Raw genomic sequence first — 16,178 nt, forward strand, 5'->3', positions numbered from 1 at the left:
ACAAATTATAAAATTTTAATCCAAAGTTTTTTGACATTTTCCCAATCAAATTGTTCTACTTGCGCTCTTGCATTTTTAATAATCTTCTCGCGTTTAGCTTTATCATTTAGCAATTGCACAATAGCTTCAATCATCTCATCTTGATTGTTTGGTTGAACCAGAATACCAGCGTCGTCATTAGATATTAAAAATGGCATACCTCCAACATTGGTTGACACAACAGGTAGCCCTAAAGCCATAGCTTCTATGACACTTACTGGTGTATTATCAAAATTAGTAGTGTTTATAAATATATTATATGCTTTAGACAACCTGATCCATTCTGTTTTACTGAGTTTTCCAGTTAGTTTCACATTTAACTTTAGGCTTTTAACAAGATCTTCAATTTGCTTTAATGTGCCATCACTATCTGGACCTACCATACATAATTCAGCTTCAGGATATAACGTTTTTAATTTTGCAAATACATGAATGGCCAATTTAGGATTGTAGATTTTTGAGAATGATCTTACCCATAAGAGTTTGGGTGCCTCATAAGATTTTGGGTAAACTTGATAGTTTTCAATTTTAAGTGTGTTAGGTATATACTTTACATTGTCATATCCATAGTTTTTAAAGCTATTTTTTAAATACAATGAAGGAGACACACTACATTTGGCATGATTAAAGATCAAACCACACATTTTAGGGTGCTTCTTCAAGCGAGCTGGTAAGTTTCCACCATTGAGACTAGGTATATAATCTCTACGAAACAGCCGACACAACTGACTAATAATTAATGCAAAATAAAAATTATGTGTACTGTAAGTATCGATTATAACCACATCCACTTTTCTAACACGTCTCAATAAGGCTAGAATCATATCCAATAACCTCAACACTTTGTTACTCACTGTGGAAGCATAATACATTGTATATCCTTCACCAGACAACAAATCTCCAAGAATATGAATAGATGATATGTTGCTTGTTTTATTTTGTAATTTGTTTCCTATGTATAGTATGCTTTTCATTAGTTACGTTTAATAGACAAAATGCATATAACAATGCAGGAGCAGCAATACGCATACCCGAATGATTAATAGTAGCAAACCAAAAACAGAAGAACGCATAGAAATAATAATTCCTCTTATTATTGGCTCTAAATACAAGTGGTTTAATAAATAAAATAATAATCAAAAACAGACCAATCATACCATGCTCAGATAACAATCGACCTATTTCATTGTGAGATGGTAGTTGATTTCCAGACATCTCAACTCGAATATCTTTTACTCTACTTGCGCCAATTCCTATAATTGGATTATCAATAAAACCTTCCAACTCTTCCATAAACAGGTCCAATCTTCCTGTGGTAATATCTTTCTTTTCAAGACCGGAGGCACTTTTATTGGCATATCTCATATCAATAAGCCCTCGTGTTTGACTAGAACTAATAATCCAGGTAATTGAGACTGCTGTTATGAATAAAAAGAAGGAAACGACTATTTGATTTCTCAATTTTTCAGATGACCTGTAGAATATAGTTCCTAAAAATGCAATGATAACAATTATTGCAGCAAATACACCTCCTCTACTAAAGGTTACAATTGCTCTGAATGAAATAGAAATTAAAAGTATTAAATTAAATATTTTAAGGCCAAATGACGGAGATTTCATAAATAATCTAATCACAATAGCGATTATCCCGAGGCCAAGAGCCGTTGACACTTGATTGGGACCAAATCCTCCAGATGTAGCAGCATTAGATGCCGTGCCTGATAAAGTGTCTTTTATACTTGGATTATATAAAAACAGATATACAGTAGTTGCTATTGATGGATAAATTAAATTGGAGATAACTTCTAACAGGTTGTTATTACTAATCTTTCTATCATAACAAAATAACGCAGCAATTCCCAAGCACACGGGTCCACTCAATACAAAAGCAATATTAGTTCTGAAATTAGCATCAAAACTTAAAGTCATCGAGGCAACTAAAATTGAAGGTAATAAGGCTACTAAATATATAAAGTAGGGATACCCTCTACCAGAGACTCCTTTAAAAAACATCCCAAGAGTCATGAATAAAATAACCAAATACTTTGATGCTTCGTATGCAATTCCACCCTTTGTCATCCTAAATAAAACCTCAGCACCAGCAAAATAAGCACATGCTAACAATATCTCTTTGGTTTTTTTTTCTTCTGGAAGAAGTATGATTCTTACTAAAAAATAACCCAATACGATATAAAAATAAATCTTAGAAAGAGGCTCAAACATAAACACAGCCACTCCAATTAAGATATGAAGTAGTATACGACCTACATAGTGATCTGTTTTTAATATATTTTTGTTTTGACTCAATTAATCAAAATTTGATACAATATCCTGAATTTTTCGGTTATAATTCAAGTAAGTAAATTTGTTTACTATATCTCTTTGACTTAGTAAAATTTTTTGCAACACTTTCTCATCCAAATTTAAAAATTCATGAAGTAATAAGGTTACATTTTCCGTATTAATAGGATTGATTAAAAATCCATTCACCGATGTTTTAATATAATGACCAATTGACGAAATATCTGATACTAAAGGTACACAACCAAAATTCATAGCTTCAGCTATAACTTTAGGAAATCCCTCAGATGCAGTTGTTGGCATTAAGAAGACGTGAGATTGTTTATAAATATGAAACACACTTGCTCTATCTAAAAAGCCGTGAAAAACAATTTCCACTCCTGAATGAATTGCTAAATCCTTAAAATAAGATAACTCAGAGCCATTACCAACAAGATGTACACATTCTACTTTGTGCTTATCTTCAATTGAAAGATTCGTCAGCGCTAATATAATTCGCTCAACACCCTTTTCTCGTTCTAAACGACCTACATAACAAAATGTAAATTTTCCGTCAAAAGCTTTATTTTTACTTATATCAGTACCTTCAGTCAAATCATCAATACTTAAACAGGGATTTTCAAATGTTAAACAGTGCTCTGGCTGGTCAGGCCATTTTCCATTAATCGTCACTGTTCTTTTCTGTCTTTTTAATAACCATCTCTGAAAAGCATAACCCATAGGCGGCTGTTCTTGTTTCCAATTACCAGCATATTTAAACCAGCCATTTTTCTTACTAAAGAGTGTCAAATACGGAATGAGGTAAACTCCTATTCCTGTTGGTGTTCTCAGTTGAAAACAATCTACCTTTTTTAATGTTTCTGAAACTATGCTTAAAGTTTTAGGCGCCTTAGATAGAATCTTCAGCTTTTCATTAACGCCATGACCTCCTACTGATGGAATTGTAATAAACTTAATACGGTCAGACTTGTAAGGCAGCGAACTTGGAGGTGCTTCACCTTTATAAAGCATAGCCACATGGTATATCTCTTCAAAAACCTCTAACAAATGATTTAATTCATTTATTGTTGGTCCCCAACCAACAAGTTGCCCATCTTGATTTATATAGTGCTCTGTATGTGAAATTATTGCAACCTTCATTAATTTATTAACTTAGTATAAGCATTAACTAAAACTGACCAGTCATGATCTTTTGCCCATTGTTGAGCCGACTTAGAGAAAGACTCGTAATTGATTGTAATGGTTTCAATGGCTTTTAAAAACGCGTCTGAATCTTTAGGGTCAATTAATATTCCTGTTGTATTATTATTGATAGCGTCTTCAATTCCACAGCCTTTTGAACCTATTGCAGGAACTCCAATGGCATTAGCCTCTATGATAGCTATTCCAAATCCTTCAACATCACCAGTATCTGTAACAGAGCTTAACATGATAAAAATATCTGTATTTGATAAAATGTTTACTAACCTCTCTTCGGAAACTCTACCATGAAATGTCACATGGTCCTCAACACCTAATCTTTCAGCAACTTTTAAAAATTCCTCCTTGTTTGTTGGTAGTCCAACGCAGTGATAATGCAACTCAGGAAATTGTGTCTTTAAAACACTTAAATGGCGAATTACATTTAATTGCCCTTTTCGTTCTGTTACGTTACCAACAGTAACTAGACTTGGATTACCTGTTAAATTATCGGGTGAAATCTCTTTTGATTGAAATTGTAAATAGTCAATTCCATTTGGTATTACTGTTATTTTAGACAACCCTTTTTCAATTATAATTTCCTTTGTGAAATTTGAGACTGCTATGATCTGGTCAAAACGTTTCAGAGCCTTTGTAATTGAAGCACTCAAGACTTTATTTTCAAAATTCACTTCTGTACCATGAGTGACAGCAAGATATGATTTCCTATAAAAAAGGGAGACGAAAGCTACAATCCACAGAGAAAATTTTCCAGAAGCAATAATGATATCATTAGATTTCAAAGATCTAAATAATACCAGAATTCGTTGAACATACATTAATATTCTCAGCCTATGACGTTTTATTCTTTTAATGTCATAAGGTTCACTATTATCAAATTTTTGTTCTTCCAAGCCATCATAAGAGCGTTGGTCTGAAAGCACCTGCATTTGATATCCTTTATTATGTAACGCTTTAGCTAAGTTTCTCGCATGATTACCTATACCGCCAGGCTGAGGAGGGAATTCAGAAGTTACAATTAAAATTCGTTTCTTAAAGCTCAAACTAATCTTTCTATTTTTGGACCTTCATTCAGTTTACGTCCTGATAATTTCCAGGATTTTTGTACCTGAAATATAACAATAGGCAATAGCAACAAAGAAACAAAAATACCTAATACCATCATTAATTTGTTCTTTTTAAATCGGTAAGGCATTATTGATATTGGTACAGTTTTAAACAAAGCTAACGTTGACTGTTTATTTCCAAAATAGTTTCGGAATAAATATAAAACGCTTGGAATTGGTCTTGGAGCCATTAATTTTTTAGTCCGAAAAGCGTCCCAACTCCCCATATCTCTTAAACCACCAGATCCAACCTTAAGGTGTAATCTTTTAGCATAAGGATTTGAAACATTCAAATAATTATTCAAATAGGCACGCAATCCAAATTCGCCATCACCCATTCGTTGTTTTTCAAATTGCCTATCGAAAAGTCCGATAGATTCAAATACATGTCTGCTAATAAGTACATTTCCAGTATCTAACTGATCACTAATTCTAAAGAATGCATAGTGCCTAGGAGTCTCCGCTCCAACTTTTGAAATGGATACTCCCGAAGAAATATCAGCATTAAAGTATTCTAAGCCTTTTAGATGATTAACTATCCAATCTTCATCAACTCTGCTGTCGTCATCAAAAAGTAAAAAATAATTAGCTGAAGACATTTTTATGGCTGTGTTTCTGGCTAACCAAAGTGCTTTTTCTTTTTGATATTCAATAGTGATGTTAAGATTAAACACATCGTAAAAGTCTCTTTCAAATGGTTCAGATTGATCAATAACTATGACTTCAAAATTTTTATACGACTGATGTTCCAAGTCTTTAAGAACATCTTTTAAATATGTATATCTATTTAAGGTTGGAATTACGACACAAATCAATGGTGATTGTGTAACTAGTGAAGAATTGAACTCTCCATAATTTTCGTAATCAATGGGCTGCTCCAAATAACTAGAGCGTTTCGTTGCCTTGGACGTGTAAAAAGCTCTTACTTCTCTAACTGGATTTTTTAACGACATCAAGCGTAACAGAAGCACGTAGTATACCCAAGCTCTATTGAAATATTTACGAATGAAGTGGTAATTATCACGAATTGAAATGGTTTCATCAAAGTTTGACAACCCTTCTTTTGAAATGTAACCTTTGTTTAAGGCTTGCCAAGACATATCACGATTTGAAGCCTCTACACTATCGTAACGTTCATCAAATTCGAGTTGGTTTTTTATGTGCTCAGGAATAGTTGCTACATCAGGAAAAACATAAAGCCCATTATTTCGTTTTAATAAGAAATAGCTCGTAGGCTGTAAATATTTTAAAAACTCAAAAATCATGATAACTCATTTGGAACACAAAAAATATTCAATGGAATATCATTTGTGCTTAAGGGTTGTAACTGCATATCAAAAATTTGATAGTCTGAGTTTTTAAAAAAATCTATGATATTTTGATCATCATTTGTCTCTATAATACATAAAGGTCTAAATTGGTTGATCAAAGACTGACTCCCTTTAAGTATTTCATATTCAATACCATCGACATCAATTTTTATCAAATCACAAGTGTCAATTGTATGCTTAGAAAAGTAAGCATCTAAAGACACCATATCAACTGTTTCGTATGTCTGCTGACTATTTTGAGCATTGATATTAGATGTAGCATTATCAATATATAATTTAATGGGCTTGTTTTCTAATCCAACTGCCTTGTTAATAATCGTGATTTTGTCCTCCAAACGATTAGTCTCTATAGACTTACTAAACGATTTAAAAACATGCCTACTAGGTTCAAAGGCAAGTATTCTACCTTGATCTTTTGCTATGGTTTGCGACCATACTAAACTTAAAAATCCAAAATTAGCACCTACATCTAAAATCGTACAATCTGTTCTACCTTGTTTATACTTCTGTATTAATTGAATTGAATTATTTAAAACAGTCGTTTCAATACCAGTCTTTTTAGCCTTTGCTGCCGTCTTAATAGCAGCACAGAATTTAAAGTTTACATCAATACCTTGATAAGTTCTATTTACTTTTACTGTACCTTCCTTATATCTTCCATCAGACTTTAGAAAAAAATCTCTAAGCCCTTTCAAGAACTTGATCTTTCCTAGTTTATACTGAAAAGACTTAGGCAGATTATTATAGAGATAAAAAAGAATTCGCTTCATAAAACGTAATAAAATCCTTGATCTGATTCGCTAAATTAAACTTGCTTTCTACACGTAATTTTGCTTGTGTAAGTATTGCAATTTGATCTTCTTCGCACAAATTAATGACTTTCTCCAAAGTATTAGCCAATTCTGCTGGATTTTTTTTAGGCACAACGTATCCCGTTTTATGGTGAATGATATTTTCTGGAAGAGCGCCACCATCAGAAACAACACAAAGCAAACCTGAAGCTTGTGCCTCTAAAACTGCATTACAAAATCCTTCAGACAAGCTATATTGGATATAGATATCAGATGTCATCATAAATGAAAACACCTCATCATGCGGACGTTTACCAATAAAATTAACCTCGCTTTTCAAGTTTAGACGCTCAACATCATTCTTAAGACGATCAAGCTCTGAACCTTCTCCAATAATGGTGTATAAAAAAGGTATTTGTTTTGATTTTAGAATACTTAGGGCTTCCAAAACATAATCAAATCCCTTAATAGGGTGTAGTCTGCCTACTGTTAGTAACTGCGTTATCTCATTAAGTTTTGAATACTGATCATCAATAGGCTTCAATTTTGTTAAGTCAACAGCTGGATAAATAATTTGATAAGAAGACTTTTTAAACCCTAAAACATTAGCCTTTTCGAGAAGGTATTTAGAAATTGAATGCACTTTATCAACTTTCTTCCACAATAAGTCATAACAATTAGGATGTGATTCTGGGTAGACATCAATGTCATAGCCTCTGAGACTAACAGACATTTTTGAATTAATAGCTTGCGCTACATTTTCGCTTTGAATAGCCATAGTAGCAAAACCAAAATGCAACCAGTCCAATTGAGCAGTTAAAGTATGATAATTAAGATGAATATTCTTTAAAAGCTGAATCCATGAACGTCCAGCTTGTTTTTCAAGAGAAACAAAAGTTTTAAATCGTTTAGGAAAACGGATAAGCAATTTAACTACTGACCAAAGTGCGAGAAAATAAGCAAAATTCCCTTTTGCCTTAGGAGCACTATTGACTGTACACAAATTAAAATTAGGATCTCGCTCTTGAACAAACAGTTCTACTTTCAAACCACACCGAATCAACCCTTCAATTTTGGCTCTAAAGAAGGTTTCGGAGTACGATGGAGTTCTGGATAAAACAATCCCTATTTTCAATGTTTATGTTATTATGTTATGATAAAAATCTTCGTGTTTAGCTATACACTCTTCTATAGAAAATACATGTTCTACTTTATGTCGCATCTCTTTTTCTATTCTGTTTTTTTCTGAAACATCAAGAGCTTTAATTGTTTTAATTTTTGATGCTATCGCTTCAACGGAATTGGGTTCAAACAGACAATCTGGAAAATCTTTCAACACATCCTTTATACCTGCAATTCTTGAGCCTAGTACTAGTCGTCCACTCGCCATAGCTTCTAATGGAGCAACAGGCAGTCCCTCTCGGCGACCTTCGTTCTTAGTTGGAATTACAAACACATCAGCTACTGCCAGATAAGGTCTGACGTCCAACTGCTTTCCTAAAAAATGAACTGAAGACAAATCTCGGTATTTCAACTTCAATTCTTTTGCATAATCACTTTGATCATTTCCAATAACAAGCAATTTAATATCATTGTCACTTAGTAATTTTACAGCTTCAATGAGTAACTCTATACCTTTCACTGGTACTAAATTAACTATAGTTGATATAACAAAGTCCTTAGCAGTAAAGCTTATATTATCAGGCGTATTAAAAACTTTTTCCTGAGGCTTAAAATAATGGGTATCAACACCTAAAGGTATGTAATGCACTTTTGATGACATCTTAGAGAAAAATTCAGATATCATATCTGTATTGATTACAATAATTTCTGTACTTAATTTAGAGCGCCATGTCCAGGCTTTGTTTCCCCAACCCATAGCCTTCTTTGTGTAAACAAAAGGAATACCAGCTATTTTAGCAGCTAATGGTTCTGAAAAATCAGAACTCCAATGCCAAGAATGAATGAGGTCATATTTATTTGATCTAAAAAACTTTGCAATCCTGTTAACCCTTTGAAAAAAGGTCAAATACGGTTTATATGGCGTTGTAAACTGAAATAGATGAATCTTAATACCTAGTGTTTCTATAACTTTAAAAAAGTCTCCTTTATCGTGAAAGCAGCAGATCTCAGGTTCAAATTTATCCTTATCTAAATAACGCACGAGATCATAAACGACCTTTCCACTACCTGCAGTATCAAAATTTGGAATTGTAAATAGTATCTTTTTTTTCTTATTCATTAGTATGTTTATCAAATTGTGACAATACCAGAAGCATGTTTAATGCATGTGCATTTTCTAGTTGTTGTCCATTTTTAAACGCATTAATATATGTTGTTATCACTTGTTCAGGAATCCATGAATTAAAAGATGTATTACGTAGACGAGATTCAAGTTCTGACATATTTTCTGCTCCGCAAAATTGCAATTCCCAATTCCTTTGAATATAAGGTTTCCCAGTTAATCCATTAAACATTCGTTTCAATTTATTGAGTCCACGATAAGGCACATTATAAGGATATTTATTATACTGATAGTTATTTAGGTGAAATGGACGTTGATCTTGCCATGTAATATTTGCCAGTTTAGGTGATTTAGACCTAATGTAGGCTATTTGAAGCTTACGGTTTTTTAAATAATCTTCTGGAATTTCACATATGAACTCACACATCCGATTATCATAATAAGGTAGACGTATTGGATGTTTGGATTGAAATACTGAAAGGTTAACTGATGTCCAACGTGGTGCCCAATACATGGATTTAAAAGCTCTAAGCTTTGCGTTGGAGTTGTCAATTTTGATGTTGTTCAATAATTCTGATAATCGCGATGTAAAATAGGCATCAAACGTGCCTTGAAGCCCCCAAACATCCCATAAGCGACTGGCAATTTCCATGCCTCCTCTTTTAATTAATTTCGTTTTAATAATTTGTAACTCTTCAGTCTCAGAACAATTAGAGATATTCATACTATCGAAGAGTACATCTCCCCAATGCCCTAAAGAAAACACATCTCCCATAGTATCAAATTGATCATATACAGCCATTTGTCGAGGCGCTGTAAAATCTGAAAAACAATGATTTAACTCAGACAGTGTGTCAATACAATTCCATAAATACCCTTTTTGTATCTGATATTTCTGAAACTCGAAATCACAAGCATTAGCAATTTGTTCCGCAATCTTTGACTCTTTGAAACCCCCTTTAAAATCGTAGCTGTAAGACTTAACCTTTGCGTTACATCGCTTTAAGGCTAAGGCTTGCGTTCGACTATCTAATCCTCCTGAAAGAGGCAGAATGACTTGTTTACCTTCGGTTTGTTCTTTAACGATAGTTTCAAATACATCGATGTACTTGTCTAAGGCCTGATTAAAACTAATAGATCTTGGCGTGTAATGCCAATTAAAATAAGGAGTAGAATCTACTAAAACACCTTCAGCAGTTAATGTATTGTTAGATGCTCCAGGCAAAACAATTTTGTCTTTCCAATACGTATCCCGATTTAAAAAAAAACCTATTGCTGAAAACACACATATGGCTTTTAAATGCAATTCATGTTTCTCAGGAATTTTTGCAAACTCATGCTGTGCTGGGATGATATTTGTTCTAACTTTCTTATTCAAGTTTTAATTTATAGAGATAATATTTGGAATTATTAAATTCCAATTGAAAAAAATCTTTTTTAACTATGCCTGTTGTTAATATGTAATCAATGCGGTAATCCTCCTTTTTATTTTTTATTTGAGATATGTTTGCAGATACTTTCCGCTTAAATAACTCACGTTCGTACCATTCAGGTATGGCTGAGAGATCTGCAGGAATAAATTTATATACTACAAATCGATCCCGTTGCATGCGCCTGTTTAGAGACAGCTCATCTACAAAACTTAAAATCACATCCTCTTTATCAGTATTTTCTTTTATGTAGTTACTCATCTCGGTTAGATCACTGGCTGTGTTCATCTTCAAATAATTCTTACTCGAAATTATATTGGTCATGGCCATTTTCAGCAAGAAAAGAAAAGCAACCATAGCTATCAAAGGTCTCACTAATCTTAAAGATTTCTTTTTTAGATGTACAAAGACATATTGTGAAATAATTAATGTAAATAAAAATGTTGTTGTAGCATTAATTCGAAATGGGTAGTATTTCACAAATTTACCTTCTTTGTCAAAATAGGCAATCACCACCGATAATAACACTCCTATTAAAGAAAGAAACACAAAATGATTCAATTTAGACAAGGCGTAATTCTTATTGTATTTGAAAAACCCTAGACTAATTAATAATGCCACTATGGCAAACATTACACCATAGAAATGTTTCGAATAGAAATAACTTAAATCTCTAAAAAGTCCGACGTGGTGCGGGCTTCTAAAATAAGAATAGATCCAATCTGGCGAAGGTGAATAATTGACATCTCCAGTAACAGCTGTTTTTAAATACAACACAAACGGAAGTAAAGCAATCACATAAACAATAGCCAGAACACTATGAAATTTAAACGATTTACTCTTGTCAAAAAAGAAAAGTGAAGCCATTATAAACGCAAAGACATAACCTCCTACCAGTACGTGAAAATAGGTTGCAATGATTAAGAACAAGAGCATTCTTTTAAAATTAGATCTTAGATATGCGTTGATGGCGTACAGCACAAAAATGTAAGAAAAACATTTTGGCTCTAGAGACAACATCATCCACGAACCTGCAAACATAGACTGGTTTAGTAGGTATAGAATAGGCAGATGTAATAGTATTTGTACATTACTTAACTTCAGGTAATCATATAGTTTCGACAGTGGCAAAGCAAACCATACAGCGAGTATAAAAACACCAACAAAACGAACAGTTTCAAAGCTGAAATACTCTAAGAAAAACCCAACAATGTATTGATATAAAACACGCGTCCCAGCAAATTCATTCAAATAACGAGAGGAGATCCAATCTGGATCCATGAATTGTTTTGCATAGGTCATATATTGCTCCTCATTTCCATTGAGTGAAAATGTGAGATATCCAGCACATAGAATAAAAACAATCAATACTACTTTATGCACTGCCTCTAAGTAAGACAGTAATTTCAAGCTGTATAGATAATCGCTTATTTTTAAAACTATTTTTTCCATATACCCAGTAATGATTTACCCAATTGATGTCCTAAAATCGGATCTCCAATTATTGAGGTCTTTACAATATAATTGTCCCAAAATTTTATTTGTTTGATTGTAGGATAGCTTTGCTTTAAAAATAATTTATTGACCATTGATGCACACATTCCAACAGCATCCATATACAGTAATCGATGTAACTTTAAATCGTCTCCAACTGATGTCTTAAGCATCTTCTTATTATATCTTCGGAAATGTCCAATTGCCTTGTCAAAATCTGAAAACAAGAAGTTATGAGCTGGCACAAGAATTATGAGATATCCGCCTTCTTTTAAAAACGTTTTTGCCAGATTGATTTCCGAAGCATCATTATCAATATGTTCGATAACATCAATATAAAGAATGCTATCAAATTTAACGTCAGGCTTATAATCAGCTAAGTAGCTAGTCTCTACTGATAGTTTTGAGTGATATTTTTCATCAATATTTGAATGAATTTTACTAGACAACTTTGCATCAGGTTCCAGGCACACCCATTGACTGATTGATGGTTTTAAAGACAACAGATCATTAGTATTAGTTCCTAATCCTGCTCCTACTTCTAAGACATGCTCTCCAAGGAATGGAACCACTTTATTCCCCCAATACGCCTTCCAGTTTTTAGCATGAGAAAACAGCTCTAATTCATTACCAATATATTGAGATTCAACACTCATGAATGTATCTGTATTACTGATAATATAAAGTCTTTATAATAATTTTTTGGCGATAATTTGATGGTTGTTTTTTGATTAAGCTGAAATAAAAGAATCAAAAATGTGGTTAAAATAACAATAGCCAGAATATTTAATAAACTCAATCCAACTATCGAAGGCCAACCAGGAATAGTTAGATCTGTAAATAATGTAAGTGCAACCACTACACACAAAGCTATTACAGTAATAATTGTAAAGAAAAAGGATACAAACAGTAAACGTACAGACACCACATCTAAATAGATTGAAATCGAACTCAAACCGTGTAATACTAGGTTGGCAAAATTCATTTTTGATTCTCCATGATATCTGCGACCTCTGTCTGTTCCAACAGATTGGTAAGGGATTTTAGATTTCATTATCGCTCCCGAATAATGATTCCATAATTCAGGAACAGCAGTCACTCTACTTAATAAATTTCTTGGGATAGCACTAAAATTTCCAAATTCCAGCTTTTGATTAGTCAACCAATAAAAGGAAGCTTTATAGACGCGATAAAATAGTTTAAACATCAATCCTTCACTACGTTTTTCCCGTTTAGCAAAAACAATCGCTTTCTTATCGGTTTTATTTATGTGCTGCAATATTTTTACAATATCCTGAGGCCTATCTTCACCATCGCTATCCATAACAACAAAACAATCGACGTCTTTAAAACGATCATCCATATAAGATAATCCAATAGAGATAGCACGTTGATGTCCAACATTATTATTTAGGTTTACAATTGAAACAGGTGTATTGCCTTCAAACTTACTCCCTTCATAAGACTCGCTGGAGCCATCATTAACAGCTACAATATGTTCAATTTCAAAACCATCCTTTACAGAAACCGTATTAAGTTCGTCAACCAGAGACTGAAAACTTTGCCAATCATTGTATACAGGAGACACTACTGCTATTTTAAAACTCATATATCGCTGCTAAGACTTGTTAAAATACTTTTTAATTCGCATCAATGGGTACTTTAAAAAATATGCATCAAAATACAATAAAAAATATGAAATACTATACAATAGAATTCCAAGTTTACCATGATGACCTAATTCTATTTTTCTATGGAATTTTAATGCGTCTTTATAATCTGATGCTGTGATTAAATCTGGAAATTCTTTTTTAAAATCCAACAGCAATCGTCTGGAGGTTTCATGCTGCATCTTTTTATTAGTGGTTACCGATGTATTAGAACCTTTCCTATTCATTGTCACCAACTTTTCAGGAATCCCATAAACATTTGATACTAACGAAAATCGTAAAACATAATCCCAATCTACATTCATATTAGGATATCTATCTGTAAAAACCAATGCATTATCCAGATGAACCTGTTTCCTTAACATCATACAGGTATTGACTACCTTGAGTTGATTTTTATACAAATACTTAAATAAATCTACACCTTGGGGAAATTGATTTCCATGTACCAGAATATCAGGAAACAATAATGTTCCGCTATCGCTTACAAATTCGGCAATACCAGAAACCAAACCGACCTCAGTATTCTGCTCCATAACAGCCACCTGTTTCTCTATTCTTGTATTTGTATAAATATCATCTTGCTCTGCCATTGCGATATACTTAGAGTGCCTAGAAGCATTTGATATTAATTTGTTAAGATTTGGACCTAAGCCAAGGTTTATTTCATTTTCAATAATTCGAATACGATCATCATTAAAACTCTCAGCAATATCTTTCGATCTATCTTTAGTTCCATCAATTCCAATAAGAATTTCAAAATTGGAATAGCTTTGATGCAACAGACTGTTAAGTGTTTCCGACAAGGTGTTTTCCCCATTATAAACAGGTAAAACAATAGTCACAAAAGGAGAAGACTGTATCATGAAAATTTACGTTTTATCTGAACCATAAATCGAAATACAGGATGATATAATTTTAATAATTTCCATTGATTTTTAGGATGTAAATACCAAAAAAGATTTTTATAATAACTATGGTATAATAGCTGGTTATCATCATGCGACTTACTTTTATTAACAGAACTTGCCTGCTCATCGTGTAATCTAAAGCTCGCTAGTTTTTTATTTACAAACCCAATATCAAAAGACTTCATAATGCGATACCAAAATTCTGTATCTAATGTCTGTTTCATATGTTCATTAAAATACCCTATCGTTTCAAAACAGTCTCTTTTTATAAGTACATTAGTAGGCTCTCCAATTTTATTTTTAGGTGAATTCAAAAATTGTGGATCTTTTAAATATTGTCTTCCTGAACAGATGCCTTGTTTCACCTCAAAAGACTCCCAATATTGAAATAAATTACTATAGTTAGATATAAAGTAATTGATTTGATCTGTACGCTTCTCATAAATAAAATCCCGATTGCTGTATACCAGTCCAACTGTATCTTTCTCTAATGCCAATTGAATAAGTTCAGAGATGCAATTAGGTTGTAAAATATCATCCTGAAAGAGTAATTTCACAAAAGCTCCTTGACATTGTTTGATACAATGATTCCAATTTGCTCCAATGCCATCGGGTTGGTGCTGATGTATATAAATTGGCCATTGGGTCTTTGCTTTATAGCTCTCAATAATTTGTAAGGTATTGTCTTTAGAAGCGTCATCAGAGATCACAATTTCCAAATTGTCATAATCCTGATTTATTGCACTTTCCATAGCTTCAGCAATGTAAGACTCTCCGTTGAAAGTAGGAATACATATGGATACTAAAGGCTTGGCTCTATTCATTTTGATTGTACATTTTTTGATGAATCTTATTGACCAAATTGCCTTCATTATCAATTTGCCATGATGCAGAATCATTAGCCGTTTTCATGTAATATTCCTGTTCTTCGGTAAGTCTATTGGTATCGATATACCAACCACCATGACGAGCTTGGTAAGGAGCATCAGTTCGCCATCCTTTAGTAAAGTGTTTGAGTTTATAGTTATAATTGGGACGATATAAAGCAAAGGTTGTATCTATTTCGGCTTTGTATACATTGGGTTTTATTTGAGAGGTCCAAAACTTATGTTCCCAATTTACTATTTGAGGTTTATTTGAATTACTATCAGGAATATCATCAATTTTCAACGAGAATCCAACTTTGGTTCTATCATAAGCTTCATCTAAGAGCTTTCTAAATACCTCCATAAAATTATCAGGACATTCAGCTAATGGAACAATATCAGCGTCGGTCACCGCATAGTATCCTTTGCTGTATGTTTTAAAAACCTCATCTGTTTTCCAAAATGACAGATGACCAGTATTATCTTTCTTCTTATAAATACTTACCTGATCTTTTATAGCATTGAAATAATCGAGTAAAGGTTTATATGTGGAAGCATTATCAAGAACTACAATATTTGTATATCCTGAATCTAATAAGAAATCAATAAGCTGCTTCAAATAATATAGTTGATTAAAACTGATAATAATGATTGGTATGCTTTTAGGGTCTTTAAGTTGAGCTCTTACAGTAGGATTAAAAAAATGAGCAGATTGCATAGATAACTTATGCCATACCAACTGTTTTAGTTTATGAAGTTTAAATTTGATTTTTTTCAACAAAGACATAGAGCTT

15 protein-coding genes are annotated in these 16,178 nt (G+C 32.9%); all 15 read right to left on the reverse strand.

The window, feature by feature from the left end; translation table 11 throughout:
- Positions 1–5: 5 nt before the first annotated feature.
- From Q0951_RS04290 to Q0951_RS04360, 15 genes are read right to left on the reverse strand one after another with little or no spacing between them, the layout of a single operon-like run.
- Entirely contained in the window at positions 6–1,013 is a 1,008-nt protein-coding gene (locus tag Q0951_RS04290) for a glycosyltransferase family 4 protein (RefSeq protein WP_299334694.1), read from the reverse strand.
- Positions 973–2,346 (reverse strand): O-antigen ligase, encoded by a 1,374-nt coding sequence (locus tag Q0951_RS04295; RefSeq protein ID WP_299334696.1) that lies wholly within the window; start codon positions 2,344–2,346, stop codon positions 973–975. Before Q0951_RS04295 ends, Q0951_RS04290 begins: the two co-directional genes overlap by 41 nt.
- A complete protein-coding gene (locus Q0951_RS04300) occupies positions 2,347–3,480 on the reverse strand; it encodes a glycosyltransferase (protein ID WP_299334698.1) in 1,134 nt (377 codons plus the stop codon).
- Positions 3,480–4,583, reverse strand: coding sequence for a glycosyltransferase family 4 protein (locus Q0951_RS04305; protein WP_299334700.1), 1,104 nt, complete (start codon positions 4,581–4,583; stop codon positions 3,480–3,482). The genes Q0951_RS04300 and Q0951_RS04305 overlap by 1 nt, the downstream gene beginning before the upstream one ends.
- Complete coding sequence (locus Q0951_RS04310; RefSeq protein ID WP_299334702.1) at positions 4,580–5,911, reverse strand: glycosyltransferase family 2 protein; 1,332 nt, start codon at positions 5,909–5,911, stop codon at positions 4,580–4,582. The genes Q0951_RS04305 and Q0951_RS04310 overlap by 4 nt, the downstream gene beginning before the upstream one ends.
- Positions 5,908–6,747, reverse strand: a complete 840-nt coding sequence (locus Q0951_RS04315; protein WP_299334704.1) for an FkbM family methyltransferase — start codon at positions 6,745–6,747, stop codon at positions 5,908–5,910. Before Q0951_RS04315 ends, Q0951_RS04310 begins: the two co-directional genes overlap by 4 nt.
- Entirely contained in the window at positions 6,719–7,903 is a 1,185-nt protein-coding gene (locus tag Q0951_RS04320; protein ID WP_299334706.1) for a glycosyltransferase, read from the reverse strand. The genes Q0951_RS04315 and Q0951_RS04320 overlap by 29 nt, the downstream gene beginning before the upstream one ends.
- Positions 7,904–7,906: 3 nt before the next feature.
- Positions 7,907–9,010 carry a glycosyltransferase family 4 protein gene (locus tag Q0951_RS04325; protein WP_299334708.1) on the reverse strand — a complete coding sequence of 368 codons (1,104 nt, stop codon included), beginning with the start codon at positions 9,008–9,010 and terminating at the stop codon, positions 7,907–7,909.
- Positions 9,003–10,391, reverse strand: a complete 1,389-nt coding sequence (locus tag Q0951_RS04330) for an asparagine synthase-related protein (RefSeq protein WP_299334709.1) — start codon at positions 10,389–10,391, stop codon at positions 9,003–9,005. Before Q0951_RS04330 ends, Q0951_RS04325 begins: the two co-directional genes overlap by 8 nt.
- Positions 10,384–11,895 (reverse strand): hypothetical protein, encoded by a 1,512-nt coding sequence (locus Q0951_RS04335; RefSeq protein WP_299334711.1) that lies wholly within the window; start codon positions 11,893–11,895, stop codon positions 10,384–10,386. Before Q0951_RS04335 ends, Q0951_RS04330 begins: the two co-directional genes overlap by 8 nt.
- Positions 11,883–12,593: a methyltransferase domain-containing protein gene (locus Q0951_RS04340; protein ID WP_299334713.1), complete on the reverse strand. Its 711-nt coding sequence runs from the start codon at positions 12,591–12,593 to the stop codon at positions 11,883–11,885. The genes Q0951_RS04335 and Q0951_RS04340 overlap by 13 nt, the downstream gene beginning before the upstream one ends.
- Complete coding sequence (locus Q0951_RS04345; RefSeq protein ID WP_299334714.1) at positions 12,590–13,546, reverse strand: glycosyltransferase; 957 nt, start codon at positions 13,544–13,546, stop codon at positions 12,590–12,592. Before Q0951_RS04345 ends, Q0951_RS04340 begins: the two co-directional genes overlap by 4 nt.
- 9 nt (positions 13,547–13,555) lie before the next feature.
- Positions 13,556–14,473 carry a glycosyltransferase family 2 protein gene (locus tag Q0951_RS04350; RefSeq protein ID WP_299334717.1) on the reverse strand — a complete coding sequence of 306 codons (918 nt, stop codon included), beginning with the start codon at positions 14,471–14,473 and terminating at the stop codon, positions 13,556–13,558.
- Positions 14,470–15,342, reverse strand: coding sequence for a glycosyltransferase family 2 protein (locus Q0951_RS04355; RefSeq protein WP_299334718.1), 873 nt, complete (start codon positions 15,340–15,342; stop codon positions 14,470–14,472). The genes Q0951_RS04350 and Q0951_RS04355 overlap by 4 nt, the downstream gene beginning before the upstream one ends.
- Complete coding sequence (locus Q0951_RS04360; RefSeq protein ID WP_299334721.1) at positions 15,335–16,171, reverse strand: glycosyltransferase family A protein; 837 nt, start codon at positions 16,169–16,171, stop codon at positions 15,335–15,337. Before Q0951_RS04360 ends, Q0951_RS04355 begins: the two co-directional genes overlap by 8 nt.
- Positions 16,172–16,178: the final 7 nt, after the last annotated feature.

This window comes from uncultured Psychroserpens sp. (assembly GCF_947501425.1).
Lineage (GTDB): Bacteria > Bacteroidota > Bacteroidia > Flavobacteriales > Flavobacteriaceae > Psychroserpens.